Source organism: Sulfitobacter sp. PS-8MA (genome assembly GCF_040933935.1).
In the GTDB taxonomy this organism is placed as follows: Bacteria; Pseudomonadota; Alphaproteobacteria; order Rhodobacterales; family Rhodobacteraceae; genus Sulfitobacter.
The window spans coordinates 1,394,814-1,411,932 of record NZ_JBFQYJ010000006.1; the positions used below are offsets into that span (position 1 = coordinate 1,394,814).

Here is a 17,119-nt window from a genome sequence, read left to right on the forward strand (position 1 = left end):
TCACCGGGCCGATGACCACCAGCACCGATAATTGCCCCCGCAACGCAGTCATGCATCTGCCGCAACCCCCTATCCCGCTGTTCTCATGCGGTTTTACGTCGCGGGCCGTGAACCGTGCAGTTGCAGCATTGCGAAAGTTGAAGACCCTTCTTATATCCGCTACCACGCCATGAAGAATCCAATTCGAGAAAGAGAGACGCGATGAAACCCGGTATTCAAGTTCCCAACGTCACCTTCAAAACGCGCGTGCGCGATGAAAGCATCGGGGGCGACAACCCCTTCCGCTGGGAAGACAAGACCAGCGATGATTTCTTCAAGGGCAAGCGCGTCGTCCTGTTCTCCCTTCCCGGTGCCTTCACACCGACATGCAGCACCTACCAGCTGCCCGGTTTCGAGAACAACTTTGCCGCTTTCCAAGAGCAGGGCATCGACGCGATCTACTGCCTGTCGGTCAATGACAGCTTTGTCATGAACAAGTGGAAAGAGATGCAGGGCGTCGAGAACATCGACGTGATCCCGGACGGTTCGGGCGAGTTCACCCGCCGCATGGGCATGCTGGTGGCGAAAGACAACCTCGGCTTCGGCGCGCGCAGCTGGCGCTATGCGGCCATCATCAACGATGGCAAGATCGAAGCATGGTTCGAAGAGCCCGGCATCTGCGACAACCACAGCGAAGACCCTTACGGCGTCTCCAGCCCGGAAAACGTGCTGGAATACCTTGCCAATGCGCGTAAGACTGAAGCGGCCTAAGCCTGCTTTGACGCTCAGATCAGGCCAGATTGGCCTGATCCCCTGACCGCTACCGCCGCTAGAACAGGCGGCGCGTCTCTTCGGTCACTCCCTGCCCCACTTCCTTCAATATCTCCGTCAACTGCGTGACCCAGCCGTCTGCGGGCGTGCCGGCACGGCGCAGCAGCCCGATCTGCCGCGCAGGTTCCGGCGCGGCGAAACGGTGCAACCGCAAGCCCGGAGCCGCGTCCAACTCCGTGCGCGCCGCGATCTCGGGCATCAATGTCATGCCAAACCCCGCTTCGACCAGCCGCGACAGCGTCGCCAATGAGGAGGCGCCGGTGTGAATCCCCGCCTGGGTACGGTCGCGCTGGCAGACCTCGAGCGCCTGATCCGTGAGGCAATGCCCATCTTCGAGCAACATCAAAGGGGTGCGCGCCAGATCGGTCGGTCGGGTGACCATCGGCCCGGCCATGCGCTCGGCGGATCCGGCCAGCAGAAAACGGTCCTCGAAGAGGGGCGTCTTGGCCATATCGGCCTCTCCCGACGGCAGAGCCATCACCGCGGCATCCAGCGCGCCACTGCGCAGATCGGCCAGCAGAGCCTCCGTCTGCGCCTCGCGCACCTCCACCCGCAGCGAAATGTCCTGCGCCCGCAGCGCGGCGAGCACGCCGGGCAGCAGATAGGGCGCGATGGTGGGGATCAGGCCGAGGTTCAGCGTCCCCGACAGCCCGACCTGGGCCCGCGCCGTGGCCTCCAGCAGCCGGGCTTGGCGCAGGATATCCTCCGCCCGCGCCAGCACCTCCCGGCCCAGCGGGGTCAAGACCGAAGCGCGGCTCTGCCGCTCGATTAACCGCCCGCCAAGGCTCTGTTCCAAGGTTCGGATTTGCACCGAGAGGGCCGGCTGCGAGATGTGGCAGGCCTCCGCCGCGCGGCCAAAATTGCCCAGCGTGGCGAGGGCGCGAAAATATTCCAATTGTTTTAGCGTAAAGCGCATAACCTTTACCTATCGAAGCGGTATAAAACTGCAATTGGAAATTATCACGCTGATCGGCCATCCTTCTCTTAGACAAACCAGAGGGGACCCCGACATGAGCAAACGTCTGACCACCACCGCCGGCGCGCCGATGCCGACCAACGACACCAGCAAGACCGCCGGCAGCCGTGGCCCGGTCCTGCTTGACGATTACCAGCTGATCGAAAAGCTCGCCCATCAGAACCGCGAGCGCATCCCCGAACGTGCCGTTCACGCCAAGGGCTGGGGCGCCGAAGGCACCTTCACCGTCACCCATGACATCAGCGACTACAGCTGTGCCGCGATCTTTTCCGAAGTCGGCAAGACCTGCGAAATCCTGTCGCGCTGGTCCACCGTGGCGGGGGAGCTTGGCGCCGCCGACAGCGAGCGTGATGTGCGCGGCTTCTCGGTGAAATTCTACACCGAAGAAGGCAACTGGGACGTCGTGGGCAACAACACCCCGATCTTCTTTGTCCGCGATGCTTATAAGTTCCCGGACTTCATCCGCACCCAAAAACGCCACCCGCGCACCAATCTGCGCTCGCCCGAGGCGATGTTCGACTTCTGGGCCGCGCAGCCTGAATCGGTGCATCAGGTCACCATCCTGATGTCGGACCGCGGCATCCCGGTGAACCCGATGCATATGCATGGCTACGGCAGCCACACCTATTCGATGTGGAACGCCAAGGGCGAGCGGCATTGGGTCAAATTCCACTTCCGCTGTCAGCAGGAAATCCGCAACCGCAGCAATGAAGACGCCGAACGGCTGATCGGTGAGACGCGCGAGAACTTCCAAGAAGATCTCTTCAACGCGATCGAAGGCGGCGACTATCCGAAGTGGGAGCTGAACATCCAAGTCATGCCCGAAGAAGAGGCGGAGACCTGCGGCTTCAACCCCTTTGACCTGACCAAGGTTTGGCCCCATGCCGACTACCCGCTGATCCCGGTCGGCATGTTGGAGTTCAACCGCAACCCCGACAACTACTTCCAGAGCATCGAAAACGCCGCCTATTCGCCCTCGAACAAGATCCCCGGCATTGGCTTCTCGCCCGATAAGATGCTGCAAGCGCGGGTGTTTTCCTATGCCGACGCGCACCGCTACCGTCTGGGCACGCATTACGAAGCGCTGCCGGTCAACGCGCCCAAGGCCGCGCCGATGCATCACTACCACAAGGACGGGTTGATGCGGTTCTTCCCGCAGCAGACCGGCCATCCGGATGCCTATTACGAGCCGAACCAATATGAAGAGTCGGCCCGCCCCGACCCCTCGGTGCAAGAACCGCCGCTGCGCATCTCGGGCGATGCGGATCGCTATGTTCAGGAGGAAGCGGACGCCGATTACATCCAGCCGCGCAAGCTCTACCTTGAGGTCTTTGACCAAGCGCAGCGTGACCGTCTGCATGCGAATATGGCGGGCGCCATGGCCCCCTGTTCGCAAGCGGTAAAGGAACGCTGGTATGCGGTGCTTGAGAAAGTGCACCCCGATTACGCCGCCGGTGTCCGCGCGGCGGGGGAGAAAGACGCGGTGGCGATCTCGGTGACCGATGAGACGCCGACGCAAGTCGCTGAATGAACGCAGAGCGGCGGGCAATCGTGCCCGCCGCCTTTTGCCTTAGCCGATCATCGGGCCACCCGGCCCCACGGTCTCATCATAGTGGCGTTTCAGCCGGATCAGCGCGATGCGCAGCACGATCTTGCCCGACCGCGCCGACCAGCCGAGCCGTTTTTCCGTGGTCTCCAACCCTTCGAGATAGCAACAGCAGCGCAGCACCACATCCGACAGGCCGGGGCCAAGCTCGGCCATGGCGTCCCCCACCCGCTTGCGCGCCGCCGAGGCCGCCATCACCCCCGCATGACCGCCCCGCGCCGTGGTCGCTGTGCCCGGGGTCAGGAAATGATCCCAGTTCTGCCCGACCTGTGCGCCCATCTGGGCCAGCTCGAAATCCTCGCGCAATTGCTCACCGGCATGGACAAGCGCCGCGTCGAGAAACGGCGCGCCGTTTTTGTCGCGCCGCCGGGCGAGCGCTGTAAGCGGGCTTTCTGACAGGTGATAGCGGCTGCGGCTGCGCGGGGTCTCCGCCTCTGGCAGCGCCGGTTCCGCGTCCAACCCCGCAAAACCCGCCTGTTCCTCGGCAAAGCCGCCCGGCCCTTCGGGGGTGCCCTGTTCCTCGGCCAGTTTGCGCAAGGCGCCACGGCCTGCGTTGGTGATACGGTAGCGTGTGACGCGCCCGGCGGGGCCGGGCGTGATCCAATCCTTCAGCGCCATCGCCTGCGCCACGGCGGCATCCACCACCGCCGTGCGCGCGCCGGGGCCGCTGTCGCTCTCGCGCACGACCACCGCCTTCTCCATCCCCTCGGCCACGGCCAATACCGCGCCGGTCTCTCGCAACCGGCGCAGCACCCGGAGCGCTTCGACGGCAAAGGTTTCCTCATCTGGAAGTGCGGGGGATTTCTGCATTGTGGCGGCCTTTCCTGCTGCGGGAAGGGCAGTGTTTTGAAACGCAGGCCGCAGCGCCCCGAGCCTGCGCAGCGCCGCATCGACCAACGGATCATCCCGCCGGGTTTCGATACGTCTGATCTGGCGCATGATTGTCGACGCATGGCACCCCGCTTTACGCGCAAGCGCCCGAATGGGGGCGCCCGCTTCGGTATGTGCGAGATAATGCAGCGCCCCATCCGGCACCCATCCCGGCAATAGGGTTTGATCGGTGTGATAATGCGCCTTCAATTGACTGCCACTTCCATGTTTGGCGGGCCCAAACCGGGGAGTTATCCCCAGAATTATTCACAAAGTATGAATCCTTTGGTTACCCGTTGGTTAAAATTAGCTGGTTCGGGCATCATTGTTTCCAAAAGATAAACAGCCGTGACACCGCCGTGCGGCGTGAGTGCGCCTCGCGCAACACCCGGAAAAGTTGTGACAGACTTTGGCTCTCGGGGTGATTCCCCACCCCGCCCCAAGGAGTGTCTGCCATGCAAGATCTGCTATCCATGCTCAACAAACTGCACCGCCCGCGCCTGCTGATGCGGGCCGCGAGGATCGGCGCGGAAGAGTACCGCCGCGCCACCCATCTGCCGCGTATTCTGGGCTTTGGCCTGCTGCCGCGCCACGGCACCGCGCTGCTCAAACTGATCGAGATCGAGACCGAGCTGAACACCCAGCGCCAGGCCGGGGATGCGAGCTACAGCCTTTTGCGCCACGTCGATGTGCTGATCGCCATGGTGGGCGAAGCCCGTTTTCTCAGAGCAGCGACAGAACCCGCGCCAGCGGGGTGATCGCCCCCAGCGCGTTTACGTAAAGCTGTCGGGTTCCGCCGCTTTGCGCTCTGCCACAAAGGCGTCCAACGCCTCACGAATGGCCGGATCGAGCGCGGGTTGCTGATAGTCTGCCAGCATCTTCTCGACCCGCGCGGTGGCCAGTGTTTGCGTATCGCGCGCGCCCTCGTCTGACCATGTCTCAAAGGGTTTGTAGTCCAACAGGTCCGACTTCCAGAACGCATCGCGGAAGTTGTTCTGGGTATGCACGCAGCCAAGGTAATGCCCCCCCGGCCCGACCTCGCGGATCGCATCCATCGCTTGGGCGTTCTCGTCCATCTCCACCCCCCGGGCGAGGTGATGCAGCGTGCCAAGCTGGTCGGCGTCCATGACGAATTTCTCGAAAGAAGACACAAGCCCGCCTTCCAGCCAGCCACAGGCGTGCAGCATGAAATTCACGCCCGAGAGCAGCCCCATGTTCAGACTGTTCGAGGACTCGTAGGCCGCCTGCGCATCGGGCAGTTTCGAGCCATTGAACGACCCGGCGCTGCGGTACGGCAGCTTGAGCCGACGTGCCAATTGCCCAGCGCCATAGGTGATATGCGCGGCCTCCGGCGTGCCAAAGGTCGGCGCGCCGCTGTTCATGTCGATGGAGGTCACGAAAGCCCCCATGATGACAGGCGCACCGGGGCGGACCAACTGGCTATAGGCGATGCCGGCCAGCGTTTCGGCCAGCACCTGTGTCAGCGTCCCTGCGACACTCACCGGTGCCATCGCCCCACCGACGATGAAGGGTGAGATGATGCAGGCCTGATTGTTCTCGGCATAAACCTTGAGCGAGCCCATCATCACGTCATCAAATGTCATCGGCGAGTTGATGTTGATGAGCGAGGTCATCACCGTGTTTTCCTGCACGAAGTCCTTGCCAAAGAGCACCCCGCACATATCGACGGAATCCTGCGCCCGGCTGGGCTCGGTCACCGAACCCATGAAGGGTTTGTCGCTCAGCGTCATATGTGCGTGCAGCATGTCGAGGTGGCGTTTGTTCACCGGGATGTCGGTCGGCTCACATACCGTCCCCCCCGAGTGGTGCAGCCATTTCGACATATAGCCCAGCTTCACGAACTTCTCGAAATCCGCCATCGTGGCATAGCGCCGCCCCCCGGCAGCATCGCGCACGAAGGGCGGGCCGTAGACGGGGGCGAGGACAAGGCTCTTGCCCCCGATCACAACATCGCGCTCCCGGTTCCGCGCCACTTGGGTAATCGTCGAGGGCGCGGTGGAGCACAGTTTGCGTGCCAGACCGCGCGGGATGCGCACCCGGTCTCCCTGCACATCGGCGCCGGCGTCACGCCACAGCGCCAATGCCTCGGGGTTGTCGGGGAAGTTCACACCAATCTCTTCGAGCACGGTGTCGGCGTTATGCTCGATGATTTCCAGCGCTTCTTCGGTCAGCACTTCGAAGTTCGGGATATTCCGCTCGATATAGCGCGCTGTTTCGAATGACACCGCCGAGCGTGCTGCCCGCCGTGCCGCTCCACCGCCGCCGCGCGTTCGCCGTGCTGATTCCGCCATGCTGATATCCCTTCGCCAAGTCTTGCCTGTCACTACCCCATTCCCGGCGCCCCCTTCGCGCGGATAACGCCCCCTAGCGGCAAAAAGCGACATCGCGGCGTCCCGTTACGCCAAGGGCCGGGATTATTCGCCGCAGCCGCGCGCAGAGAGCGTGCTTGAGGCTTGCCAGCGCGCGCGCACGGGCCTAATCACGGCCCCATGACAGATATCACCCATGACCGCCTTCTCATCATCGACTTCGGCAGCCAGGTCACGCAGCTTATCGCGCGCCGCCTGCGAGAGCTGAATGTCTATTGCGAAATCCACCCGTTCAACACGGTGGACGATGCTTTCCTTCAGGATTTCGCGCCCAAGGCGGTGATCCTGTCAGGTGGCCCGTCCTCTGTCTTTGCCGAAGGCGCCCCGCGTCCGCCGCAATCGGTCTTTGAACTGGGCGTGCCGATCCTTGGCATCTGCTATGGCCAGCAAGTCATGATGCACTGCCTTGGCGGTCATGTGGAGCGCGGCCACGGCACCGCCGAATTTGGCCGGGCCTTCGTGACCCCCACCGGGCAACAGCTTGATCTGCTCGAAGGCTGGTTCGCCACCGACCGCGAACAGGTCTGGATGAGCCACGGTGATCACGTCAGCAAGATCGCCCCGGGGTTCGAGGTCTATGGCACCTCCCCCAACGCGCCCTTCGCCATTACCGCCGATGTTGAGCGTCATTTCTACGCCGTGCAGTTTCACCCCGAGGTGCATCACACCCCCAACGGCCCTCGTCTGTACGAGAACTTCGTGCGGCTGGCGGGCTTCAAGGGCGACTGGACCATGAGCGCCTACCGTGAGGAAGCCATTGCCGCGATCCGTGAGCAGGTTGGCGACCAGAAGGTGATCTGTGGCCTTTCGGGCGGTGTCGACAGCTCCGTGGCTGCCGTGCTGATCCATGAGGCGATCGGCGACCAGCTCACCTGCGTCTTTGTTGATCATGGGTTGCTGCGCAAGGGTGAGGCCGAAGAGGTCGTCACCATGTTCCGCGATCATTACAACATGCCGCTGATCCACGCGGATGAGCAAGAACTCTTCCTTGGCGAACTCGACGGTGTCTCCGACCCCGAGACCAAGCGCAAGATCATCGGCAAACTCTTCATCGACGTGTTCCAGAAACACGCGAAGGAAGTGGGCGACGCGACCTTCCTTGCCCAAGGCACGCTCTACCCCGACGTGATCGAAAGCGTCTCCTTCTCCGGCGGGCCTTCGGTGACGATCAAGAGCCACCATAACGTCGGTGGCCTGCCTGAGAAGATGGGCCTGAAACTGGTCGAACCGCTGCGCGAGCTTTTCAAGGACGAGGTGCGCGAGCTGGGCCGTGAGCTGGGCCTGCCGCCGAGCTTCATCGGTCGTCACCCCTTCCCCGGGCCGGGCCTTGCGATCCGCTGCCCCGGTGAGATCACCCGCGAGAAGCTCGACATCCTGCGCGAGGCCGATGCGGTCTATATCGACCAGATCCGCCGTCACGGGCTCTATGACGACATCTGGCAGGCTTTCGTCGCGATCCTGCCGGTGCGCACCGTGGGCGTGATGGGCGATGGTCGCACCTATGACTTCGCCTGCGCCCTGCGTGCGGTGACCTCCGTGGATGGCATGACGGCGGATTACTACCCCTTCAGCCATGAGTTTCTGGGCGAGACCGCCACGCGGATCATCAATGAGGTGCCGGGCATCAACCGCGTCACCTATGACATCACCTCGAAACCTCCGGGCACCATCGAGTGGGAATAAACTTCAGGGTGGCCCTTCGCGGCCACCCGCACCGCGCGGCCTAGACTCCGCCGCGCAGGCACCGGACCTTCAAGCATATCTGACCCGCACCGAGAGATCGGCGCGCCGCACTTTACCGCCGGGATCACACGCGACTTCAGATAAACGGAAACCCCATGACGCCGACCCTCCGCGCTGCCCTCTGGATGATTGGCTCCATCGCCTCTTTTTCGGCCATGGCGGTGGCGGGGCGCGAATTGTCGGGGCGCTACGATACTTTTGAGATCATGATGTACCGCAGCGCCTTTGGCGTCATCGTGGTCCTGTCGATCGCCGGGGTCAGCGGCGCATGGCGGCAGATCAACACCCGCAACCTTGGATTGCAACTTTTGCGCAATATGGCGCATTTCATCGGCCAGAATCTGTGGTTTCTAGCGGTGACATTGATCCCGCTTGCGCAGGTCTTTGCGATGGAGTTCACCTCGCCGCTCTGGGTGGTTGTCCTGTCGATTTTCCTGCTGGGCGAACGGCTCACCGCGATGCGCGCGCTGGCGGCGCTGATGGGGTTCATCGGCATATTGATCGTTGCCCGCCCCGACATCGGCAACCTGAATCTTGGCATTATCGCCGCGACCAGTTGCGCGGTGTTCTTTGCCCTGACCAATGTGCTGACCAAACGTCTCACCCGCACCCAGGGCATCACCACGATCCTGTTCTACCTGACCACCACGCAGCTTGTCTTTGGCCTGTTAACCGCTGGATACGATGGTGATATTATGCCGCCCGACGCGGCCAGCCTGCCTTTCCTTGCGCTGGTGGGGGGCTGCGGCCTCTTGGCGCATTACTGCCTGACCAATGCGCTGAGCTTGGCCCCGGCCATGGTGGTGGTGCCGATCGATTTCGTGCGCCTGCCGGTCATCGCGATCATCGGCATGTTGCTTTACGCCGAAGCGCTGGATGTTTGGGTCTTTATCGGGGCGGCGGTGATCTTTACCGGGAACTATCTCAATCTGTGGCATGAAACACGCAACAAGGCCGCCTCGGCTCCCTGAGCCCGGCGTGACCTTAGGTCAGCAATTGACCGGGCGCATCCCCTGTTGCTTACATGCACTCAACCTGCGCGGAGGAGGGTCTGCGCAGAAGTCTTTGGGAGGATACTTATGAGACCGCATTTTCTGGCCATCCCGGCGCTTTTGGCATCGACTGCAATGGTCCAAGCCGGCGGCATCGACCGCTCTGGCCAGTCCATCAACGCGTTGTTTGAAAGCGGGCGATATGCCGAGTTTACCTTTGGCGCGATTTCGCCCGACACGAGCGGCACCGCTGTCGCGGCGCTCGGCGGTTTCGATTCCGGTGACATGACATCGAGCTACATGCAATTCGGTGCCGCCTACAAAGCCGACATCAACGACCGCCTGTCCTATGCGGTCATCTATGACCAGCCCTTTGGCGCGGATGTCGATTACCCGACCGGCACCAACTATTATGCCCAAGGGTCGCAGGCCGATCTCGACAGCCATGCGCTGACCGGGCTGCTGCGCTACAAGATGCCGAACAACTTCAGCGTTCACGGCGGCATCCGCATCCAGACCATCGAAGCCACCGCCGCCGTTCCATTCGTTACGGGATCAGCCGGTCCATTCGCCGGAGCGCCCTATCGTGTGGACGGCGACCGCGATACCGGGGTCGGCTATGCCCTCGGCTTCGCCTATGAAAAGCCCGAGATCGCGATGCGGGTCTCGCTGACCTACAACTCCAAGATCAAGCATGACGTGGATACCACTGAAAACTCGGTGCTTGGCGGCCCCAACCGGTCGACCACCGATATCGAGACGCCGCAATCGGTGAACCTCGAATTTCAGACCGGCATCGCCGCAGACACGCTGCTCTTCGGCGGGGTCCGCTGGGTCGATTGGTCGGACTTCGACATTTCGCCCGCGAACTACGGCACTCTCACGGGCGGCGGCTCGCTGGTCAGCTATGACGACGACGTCTTCACCTATTCTCTCGGCGTTGGCCGCCGCCTGAGCGACACATGGTCGGTCTCTGCCTCGGTGGGCTATGAGAAATCCAACGGCGGTTTCGCCTCCAACCTTGGCCCGACCGATGGCAACAAAAGCCTCGCACTGGCGGCGGTCTATACCCGTGACAATATGAAGATCACCTCCGGCATCCGCTATGTGAACATCGGCGATGCGCAGACAGCGATCCCCGGCGCGGCCCCGGCGGCCAACTTCGAAGACAACGACGCCGTCGCCTTCGGCGTCAAGGTCGGCTTCACCTTCTGATCCCCCCTCCAGGGATTTGCCACGCCGTCCGGTCCGCCGGGCGGCGTTTTTTATGCATGCGCATCTTTCGGGTCGCGGGATGCCAGATTTGCGCCTACACCAAACCCATGATCACACAGAAAACCATCTCCCCCCGCGCTTGGCTTGAAATGGGACTCTTGGCCCTGCTCTGGGGCGCATCCTTTGTCGCCGTGCGCGTGGCGCTCGATGAAGTCGGCCCGCTCACTTCGGTGGCGCACCGCGTCTTCTGGGCGATGCTGGTGCTCTGGGGGGCGGTGCTGTTGATGCGCCTGCCGCTGCCGCGCGCGCCGCGCATCTGGGGGGCCTTTCTGGTCATGGGGCTCTTGAACAACGTGATCCCCTTTTCGCTCATGGCCTGGGGGCAGTTGCACATCCCCTCGGGGCTCACGTCCATCCTCAACGCCGCCACCGCGATCTTCGGCGTGCTGGCCGCCGCCATCTTCCTCGCCGACGAGCGCATCACCCCGCGCAAGGCCCTTGGCGTCTGCCTCGGTTTTGCCGGGGTCACCACCGCCATCGGTCTGGAAAACCTCAAGAATCTCGACATCGGCAGCCTCGCACAGCTTGCGGTGCTGGGCGGGGCGATGTCCTACGCGATGGCCGGGGTCTGGGCGCGCAAACATTTCGCGGGCCAGCCGCCACAGCTCGCTGCCGCCGGGATGCTTACCGGGGCCACGCTGATCATGCTGCCGCTGGCGTGGGTTGTCGAAGGCCCGCTGACGCTGGACCTCGCCCCCGCCACGCTCACCGCCATCGCCTATTACGCGCTGGCCGCCACGGCGCTGGCCTATCTGCTCTATTACCGCGTGCTGGCGATGGCGGGCAGCAGCAATCTGATGCTGGTCACGCTGCTGGTTGCCCCCGTGGCGATCCTGCTTGGCGCTTGGCTGCGCGACGAGACCCTGCGCCCCGCCGCCTATGCCGGCTTTGTGCTCTTGGCGCTTGGTCTGCTGGTGCTTGATGGCCGCATCTGGCGTCTGGTGAAAGCCTGGGGTAGTCAGGGGAAACGAACCTCGTAACCCTCGGTGAACTATGCTCTATCCCACGGCTGAAGACTGGCGCGCTGCCCCGCGCCGCAAGGTGCTGATCTTTGGCATGTCGGGTCTTGGCAAGACCCATCTTGCCAGCATGCTGCGCGACAGTGGCGACTGGTTTCACTACTCCATCGATTACCGCATCGGCACCCGCTATCTGGGCGAGTTGATTGCCGACAACGCCAAGGCCGAGGCGATGAAAGTGCCCTTCCTGCGCGACCTGCTGTTGAGCGACAGTATCTACATCGGGTCGAACATCACCTTCGACAACCTCTCGCCCGTGGCCACATGGCTGGGCAAACCGGGCGATCCGGACCGTGGCGGCCTGCCCATGGCCGAATATGCCAAGCGGCAAGAGGCCTTTCGCCGGGCCGAGATCAACGCGCTGCAAGACACCGCCTATTTCGCCACCCGGGCCGAGCAGCTTTATGGCTACCCGCATTTCATCTGCGACACCGGTGGGTCGATCTGCGAATGGGTCGATCCCGAAGACCCGAACGACCCGCTGCTGCGGCAACTCTCCGACGAATGCCTGCTGGTCTGGATCAAGGGCGACGAGGCCCATACCCAGGAGCTGATCCGCCGCTTTGACAAGGCGCCGAAACCCATGGCCTATCAGCCCGGCTTCCTCGCCCGCGCATGGGCCGACTATCTGGCCGAAAAGAATATTACTGAGGGCGCGGTGAACCCCGACGACTTCATCCGCTGGACCTATGCCGCCGCCCTGTCGCACCGCCAACCACGTTATGCGGCGATGGCGAAATGGGGCGTCACCATCACGCCCGCCGACATTGACGCGCTGCGCGCTCCCGAAGACTTTACCGATCTCATCGCCGATCGCCTGCCCGGAGGCGGTTGAACCCCGCCCGCCCGATATTACCTGACTGCTCTAGCCCGCCTGAAAGACCTGTCCCATGCCCATCAAAATCCCCGCCCGCCTGCCCGCCTTTGACGTTCTGCGCAACGAAGGCGTCATGGTGCTGGACGAGGAATTGGCCGCGCGGCAGGACATCCGGCCCCTGCGCATCGCGTTGCTGAACCTGATGCCGAAAAAGATCCAGACAGAGAACCAGTTCGCCCGTCTGATCGGCGCCACGCCCTTGCAGATTGAGCTCAGCCTCATCCGCATGTCCGACCACCAGGCCCGCAACACCGCCGCCGAACATATGGAAAGCTTCTATCGCCCCTTCGAGGAAATGAAGCAGGAGAAATTCGACGGGCTGATCATCACCGGCGCGCCGATTGAACATCTCGACTTTGACGAGGTGACCTATTGGGACGAGCTGCGCGAGGTCATGGCATGGACCCAGACCAATATCCACTCCACCTTTGGCGTCTGCTGGGGCGGCATGGCGATGATCAATCACTTCCACGGGGTGAAGAAACATATGCTTCCCGCCAAGGCTTTCGGCTGTTTCCGCCACCAGAACCGCGCCCCGGCCTCGCCCTATCTGCGCGGCTTTTCGGACGATTGCACCGTGCCGGTCTCGCGTTGGACCGAAATCCGGCAAGAGGAAGTCGACGCGCGCCCGGGCCTTACCACGCTTCTCGGCAGCGATGAGGTCGGCCCCTGTCTGATCGAAGACCCGGCGCATCGGGCGCTCTATGTCTTTAACCATTTCGAGTATGACCGCGACACGCTGAAGCAGGAATATGACCGCGACGTCGAAAACGGCGTGCCGATCAACGTGCCCTGCAACTACTACCCCGAAGACGATCCCAGCCGCACCCCGGTCAACCGCTGGCGCAGCCATGCGCATCTGCTCTATGGCAATTGGATCAACGAGATCTACCAGACCACCCCTTTCGATATGAACGAAATTGGCCGTTAAGCTGCTGATCTTCCTGCTGCTGGCGCTGGCGCTGCTCATTGGCGTCACCCAATGGCGCGCCCGCGCACAGGAGGCGGCGGCCGAGGCCAGCCACCCGCCCGAGGGGCAGATCATCAAGGTCGGCGGGCTTGCGGTTCATGCCAAGATCATCGGCAGCGGCCCCGATCTGGTGCTGATCCATGGCGCCAGCGGCAATCTGCGCGATTTCACCATGGGCTTTGCCCAGCGACTGAGCGCGCGCTACCGCGTGATCCTGCTCGACCGCCCCGGCATGGGCTATACCGCCCGCCTGCCCGGCAAGCGCGGCGCCTGGAACCCGCTGGGGGAGTCGCCGCAGGAACAGGCCGCCTTGCTGCAACGGGCCGCCGATCAACTGGGCGTCGAAAACCCGATCGTGATGGGCCATAGTTTTGGCGGTGCCGTGGCGCTGGCATGGGGCTTGGCGCGGCCCGACCAGACCGCCGCGCTGGTGCTGGTCTCTGCCGTCTCCAAACCCTGGCCCGGGGGGCTGGGCTGGCTCTATAACGTCACCGCCTCGCGGCTCGGCGGCGCCTTTTTCATCCCGGCGGTCACCGCCTTTGTGCCCGAACGGGCGGTGGAAAGCAGCATCGAGGCCATTTTCGCCCCGCAGACCGCCCCTGAAGGCTATGCCGATCACATCGGCGCCGGCCTTACCCTGCGCCGCAGCGCCAGCCGGGCCAATGCGCAACAGGTGCACCAGCTGCGCCCCCATGTGGTTGAAATGTCCGCCCAATATGACCGCCTGACCCTGCCGGTCGAGATCATCCATGGCGATGCCGACACCATCGTGCCGATGCATATCCATGCCGAAGAACTGATCAAGGACCTCCCGAACGGCGCCCTCACCCGCCTGCCCGGCATGGGCCATATGCCGCATCACGCGGACCCGGCTGCGGTGGTGGATGCCATTGACCGCGCCGCCGCCCGTCCGGGTTTGCGTTAAGCCGCTTAACATCCCATATTGTAACAAGAACAGCCCAACAGGAGCGCCCATGGATCTGCCTTTTGACGGCGCAATCAGCGCCTTTTTCGAGAATGACGCCCCTGAAGGCGTCCGCCAAGCGATCCGCCGCGCTGACAAGGACGACATCCTGTCGCCCTCCTACCCCCACGCCGAACGCCTGTCGCGCAAGACCTATGAGCGCGACTATGACCGCTTGCAGATCGAAATGGTCAAATTGCAATCCTGGGTCCGCGAAAGCGGGGCGCGGGTGGCCATGGTTTTCGAAGGCCGCGATGCCGCGGGCAAAGGCGGTACGATCCGCCGGATGCGCGACAATCTGAACCAACGCGCAGCACGGGTCGTGGCCCTGTCGAAACCCACCGAGAAAGAGCGCGGTGAGTGGTATTTTCAGCGCTATATCAAGCACCTGCCCACCGCCGGCGAAATGGTTTTCTATGACCGCTCCTGGTACAACCGCGGCGTGGTCGAGCCTGTCTTTGGCTTTTGCACCCCCGGCCAACGCGCGCATTTCTTTCAACAGGTCACCCCCTTTGAGCAGATGCTTGTCGAAGACGGCATCCATCTGTTCAAGTTCTGGCTCAATGTCGGGCGCGCCGAGCAGCTGCGCCGCATGCTCTCGCGCGAGAGCGATCCGCTCAAACAGTGGAAGCTGAGCCAGATCGACGTGGAAGGTCTGGCGAAATGGGACGAATATTCGGCCCATATCGTCGACACGCTCGCCCGCAGTCACAGCCCCGAAACACCCTGGACCGTGATCCGCTCGGACGACAAACGCCGGGCGCGGCTGGCCGCGATGCGCCATGTGCTGCATGCCTTTGACTACCCGCAAAAGGACGTCAAAGCGATCGGCGCGATTGACCCGACGATCTGCGGCGGACCGGACCTTTGGGATGCCTAAACGCGGCTATCACCACGGCAACCTGCGCCAGGCTCTCATTGACGCCGCCCTTGAGTTGATCGAGCAGCGCGGGCCGACCGGCTTTACCCTTTCGGAAGCCGCCAAACGCGCCGGCGTCACCCCGGCGGCGGTTTACCGCCATTTTGAAGGCCGCGAAGACCTCATCGCCGAGGCGGCGCATCAGGGCTATGGCATCTTTGCCGAGCTAATGGAGTTCGCCTATGAATCCGGCCAACCTTCGGCGCTGAAAGCCTTTGAGGCCACGGGCCGCGCCTATCTGGCCTTTGCGCGCAAACATCCCGGCCATTACATCGCGATGTTCGAATCCGGCATTTCGGTTAACCGCACCCCGGAACTGGCCCATGCCGCCAACCGTGCCAATGCCGTGCTGGAACGCGCTGCCGCCGACCTGAGCCAGCATATTCCGGCTGACAAACGCCCGCCGGCCTCGATGTTCTCGGCCCATATCTGGGCGATGAGCCACGGTGTCGTCGAGCTCTTCGCCCGCAACTCACCGGGCCGGGCCTCGCCCTTTCCCCCGGACGATCTGCTGGAGACCGGGATCGGGATTTACCTGCGCGGGTTGGGGCTGGTTCAACCGGACGAGTGAAGGGCGGCGGTTAGGCCACCACCCCGACATCCTGCAAAACCTCCGCCGCAATCTCGAAGGAGCGCAGCCGCGCGGCGTGATCGTGGATCTGCCCGGTCAGGATCAACTCATCCGGCCGGTGCTGCGCGATCAGCGTCTCAAGCTGGTGCTTCACCGTCTCCGGACTGCCCGCCGCGGTGATCCGAAGCGCCTGATCCACACCCTGCCGCAGCCCCGCGCCGATCTCGGCATCGATATCGCGCACTGGGCGCGGCAGCTTGCCGGGGCGGCCTGTGCGCAGCCGGGCGAAAGCCTGCTGCATGGAGGTCCGCAGATAGGCGCCTTCCTCATCGGTATCAGCGGCAAAGACATTCACCGCCAGCATGAACCGCGGGTTGGGGCAGGCTTCCGAAGGTTTGAAATCCCGCCGGTAGATCGCAGTGGCCTCCGCCAGCGCGTCCGGCGCGAAATGCGAGGCAAAGGCATAGGGCAGCCCGAAATGCGCCGCAAGCTGCGCGCCATAGAGCGAAGAGCCCAGAATCCAGATCGGCACATGCGTCCCCTCACCCGGATGCGCGCGCACCGGGGCGCGCGGGTCGGGCGCGCCGAGATAGGACATCAGCTCGGCCACATCATCGGGGAAATGATCGCCGCCGCCCATGCCGCGCCGCAGCGCCCGCATCACCGCCTGATCGCCACCGGGCGCCCGGCCCAACCCCAGATCAATCCGGTCGCCATGGATCGCGGCCAGCGTGCCAAATTGCTCGGCAATGGCAAGCGGCGCATGGTTGGGCAGCATGACACCGCCCGCGCCGACGCGGATGGTCTTGGTATGGTCCGCCACATGGCCCAAGAGCACCGAGGTCGCCGCCGATGCGATCCCCGGCATGTTGTGATGTTCCGCCATCCAAAACCGGTGATAGCCCTTCGCTTCGGCCAATTGAGCCAGGGCGACGGAATTGCGGATCGCTGTGCGGGCATCGGCCCCTTCGGGCACCGGGGCGAGGTCAAGAACGGAATACTGCATCGGGGTCTCCTGTGGTTGTCTGACATATAGGCCCGCCGGAGGGGTTTCGAAACCATCCGAAAAAACAAATGCTTCGCCGCCGTTCTTACTTCACATAAAAATATGCAAATGCATGGCAGACATGCACAATC

16 protein-coding genes are annotated in these 17,119 nt (G+C 63.1%); 12 read left to right on the forward strand and 4 right to left on the reverse strand.

The annotated features are described in order from the left end of the window. Positions 1-201 precede the first annotated feature (201 nt). On the forward strand, positions 202-750 hold the full coding sequence (locus AB4M76_RS10765; protein WP_368441844.1) for a peroxiredoxin: 549 nt from the start codon (positions 202-204) through the stop codon (positions 748-750). A gap of 58 nt (positions 751-808) precedes the next feature. Here the strand turns inward: AB4M76_RS10765 and AB4M76_RS10770 are convergent, their stop codons facing one another. After that, the gene (locus tag AB4M76_RS10770; RefSeq protein WP_368441845.1) at positions 809-1,726 is read right to left on the reverse strand and encodes a LysR substrate-binding domain-containing protein; all 918 of its coding nucleotides are present in this window, start codon (positions 1,724-1,726) and stop codon (positions 809-811) included. Positions 1,727-1,820: 94 nt separating this feature from the next. On the opposite strand from AB4M76_RS10770, the gene AB4M76_RS10775 reads away from it, so the two are divergent. Next, the gene (locus tag AB4M76_RS10775) at positions 1,821-3,317 is read left to right on the forward strand and encodes a catalase (RefSeq protein ID WP_368441846.1); all 1,497 of its coding nucleotides are present in this window, start codon (positions 1,821-1,823) and stop codon (positions 3,315-3,317) included. Between the two features lie 39 nt (positions 3,318-3,356). On the opposite strand, the gene AB4M76_RS10780 is transcribed toward AB4M76_RS10775, so the two are convergent. Beyond that, on the reverse strand, positions 3,357-4,439 hold the full coding sequence (locus AB4M76_RS10780) for a DUF6456 domain-containing protein (protein WP_368442424.1): 1,083 nt from the start codon (positions 4,437-4,439) through the stop codon (positions 3,357-3,359). Between the two features lie 278 nt (positions 4,440-4,717). On the opposite strand from AB4M76_RS10780, the gene AB4M76_RS10785 reads away from it, so the two are divergent. After that, on the forward strand, positions 4,718-5,020 hold the full coding sequence (locus AB4M76_RS10785) for a DUF6477 family protein (protein ID WP_368441847.1): 303 nt from the start codon (positions 4,718-4,720) through the stop codon (positions 5,018-5,020). A 15-nt stretch (positions 5,021-5,035) separates the two neighbouring features. Here the strand turns inward: AB4M76_RS10785 and AB4M76_RS10790 are convergent, their stop codons facing one another. Continuing rightward, positions 5,036-6,574 (reverse strand): trimethylamine methyltransferase family protein, encoded by a 1,539-nt coding sequence (locus tag AB4M76_RS10790; RefSeq protein WP_368441848.1) that lies wholly within the window; start codon positions 6,572-6,574, stop codon positions 5,036-5,038. Positions 6,575-6,772: 198 nt separating this feature from the next. Between AB4M76_RS10790 and guaA the strand changes: the two genes are divergently transcribed. The 9 genes from guaA to AB4M76_RS10835 all read left to right on the forward strand — a co-directional run bounded on the left by guaA (position 6,773) and on the right by AB4M76_RS10835 (position 15,982). After that, positions 6,773-8,335: a glutamine-hydrolyzing GMP synthase gene (guaA, locus tag AB4M76_RS10795; protein ID WP_368441849.1), complete on the forward strand. Its 1,563-nt coding sequence runs from the start codon at positions 6,773-6,775 to the stop codon at positions 8,333-8,335. A gap of 155 nt (positions 8,336-8,490) precedes the next feature. After that, positions 8,491-9,366, forward strand: coding sequence for a DMT family transporter (locus tag AB4M76_RS10800; RefSeq protein WP_368441850.1), 876 nt, complete (start codon positions 8,491-8,493; stop codon positions 9,364-9,366). Between the two features lie 108 nt (positions 9,367-9,474). Next, positions 9,475-10,602, forward strand: a complete 1,128-nt coding sequence (locus AB4M76_RS10805) for an OmpP1/FadL family transporter (RefSeq protein WP_368441851.1) — start codon at positions 9,475-9,477, stop codon at positions 10,600-10,602. Between the two features lie 107 nt (positions 10,603-10,709). Further along, complete coding sequence (locus AB4M76_RS10810) at positions 10,710-11,642, forward strand: DMT family transporter (protein WP_368441852.1); 933 nt, start codon at positions 10,710-10,712, stop codon at positions 11,640-11,642. A 13-nt stretch (positions 11,643-11,655) separates the two neighbouring features. Then, positions 11,656-12,516, forward strand: a complete 861-nt coding sequence (locus AB4M76_RS10815; protein ID WP_368441853.1) for an ATPase — start codon at positions 11,656-11,658, stop codon at positions 12,514-12,516. Positions 12,517-12,571: 55 nt separating this feature from the next. Beyond that, on the forward strand, positions 12,572-13,489 hold the full coding sequence (gene metA, locus AB4M76_RS10820) for a homoserine O-succinyltransferase (protein WP_368441854.1): 918 nt from the start codon (positions 12,572-12,574) through the stop codon (positions 13,487-13,489). Beyond that, positions 13,479-14,453 carry an alpha/beta fold hydrolase gene (locus AB4M76_RS10825; protein ID WP_368441855.1) on the forward strand — a complete coding sequence of 325 codons (975 nt, stop codon included), beginning with the start codon at positions 13,479-13,481 and terminating at the stop codon, positions 14,451-14,453. Before metA ends, AB4M76_RS10825 begins: the two co-directional genes overlap by 11 nt. 49 nt (positions 14,454-14,502) lie before the next feature. Then, complete coding sequence (gene ppk2, locus AB4M76_RS10830; protein WP_368441856.1) at positions 14,503-15,372, forward strand: polyphosphate kinase 2; 870 nt, start codon at positions 14,503-14,505, stop codon at positions 15,370-15,372. Further along, positions 15,365-15,982, forward strand: a complete 618-nt coding sequence (locus tag AB4M76_RS10835) for a TetR/AcrR family transcriptional regulator (protein ID WP_368441857.1) — start codon at positions 15,365-15,367, stop codon at positions 15,980-15,982. The genes ppk2 and AB4M76_RS10835 overlap by 8 nt, the downstream gene beginning before the upstream one ends. A 10-nt stretch (positions 15,983-15,992) precedes the next feature. On the opposite strand, the gene AB4M76_RS10840 is transcribed toward AB4M76_RS10835, so the two are convergent. Continuing rightward, a complete protein-coding gene (locus AB4M76_RS10840; RefSeq protein ID WP_368441858.1) occupies positions 15,993-16,988 on the reverse strand; it encodes an LLM class flavin-dependent oxidoreductase in 996 nt (331 codons plus the stop codon). Positions 16,989-17,119 lie beyond the last annotated feature (131 nt).

Bases quoted from the DNA above. Each gene is read 5' to 3' on its own strand.
- metA (WP_368441854.1), top strand. From the start codon at position 12,572: ATGCCCATCAAAATCCCCGCCCGCCTGCCCGCCTTTGACGTTCTGCGC.
- AB4M76_RS10765 (WP_368441844.1), top strand. From the start codon at position 202: ATGAAACCCGGTATTCAAGTTCCCAACGTCACCTTCAAAACGCGCGTG.
- AB4M76_RS10790 (WP_368441848.1), bottom strand. From the start codon at position 6,574: ATGGCGGAATCAGCACGGCGAACGCGCGGCGGCGGTGGAGCGGCACGG.
- AB4M76_RS10775 (WP_368441846.1), top strand. From the start codon at position 1,821: ATGAGCAAACGTCTGACCACCACCGCCGGCGCGCCGATGCCGACCAAC.
- AB4M76_RS10770 (WP_368441845.1), bottom strand. From the start codon at position 1,726: ATGCGCTTTACGCTAAAACAATTGGAATATTTTCGCGCCCTCGCCACG.
- AB4M76_RS10840 (WP_368441858.1), bottom strand. From the start codon at position 16,988: ATGCAGTATTCCGTTCTTGACCTCGCCCCGGTGCCCGAAGGGGCCGAT.
- AB4M76_RS10815 (WP_368441853.1), top strand. From the start codon at position 11,656: ATGCTCTATCCCACGGCTGAAGACTGGCGCGCTGCCCCGCGCCGCAAG.
- guaA (WP_368441849.1), top strand. From the start codon at position 6,773: ATGACAGATATCACCCATGACCGCCTTCTCATCATCGACTTCGGCAGC.
- AB4M76_RS10805 (WP_368441851.1), top strand. From the start codon at position 9,475: ATGAGACCGCATTTTCTGGCCATCCCGGCGCTTTTGGCATCGACTGCA.
- AB4M76_RS10800 (WP_368441850.1), top strand. From the start codon at position 8,491: ATGACGCCGACCCTCCGCGCTGCCCTCTGGATGATTGGCTCCATCGCC.
- AB4M76_RS10810 (WP_368441852.1), top strand. From the start codon at position 10,710: ATGATCACACAGAAAACCATCTCCCCCCGCGCTTGGCTTGAAATGGGA.
- AB4M76_RS10785 (WP_368441847.1), top strand. From the start codon at position 4,718: ATGCAAGATCTGCTATCCATGCTCAACAAACTGCACCGCCCGCGCCTG.
- ppk2 (WP_368441856.1), top strand. From the start codon at position 14,503: ATGGATCTGCCTTTTGACGGCGCAATCAGCGCCTTTTTCGAGAATGAC.
- AB4M76_RS10835 (WP_368441857.1), top strand. From the start codon at position 15,365: ATGCCTAAACGCGGCTATCACCACGGCAACCTGCGCCAGGCTCTCATT.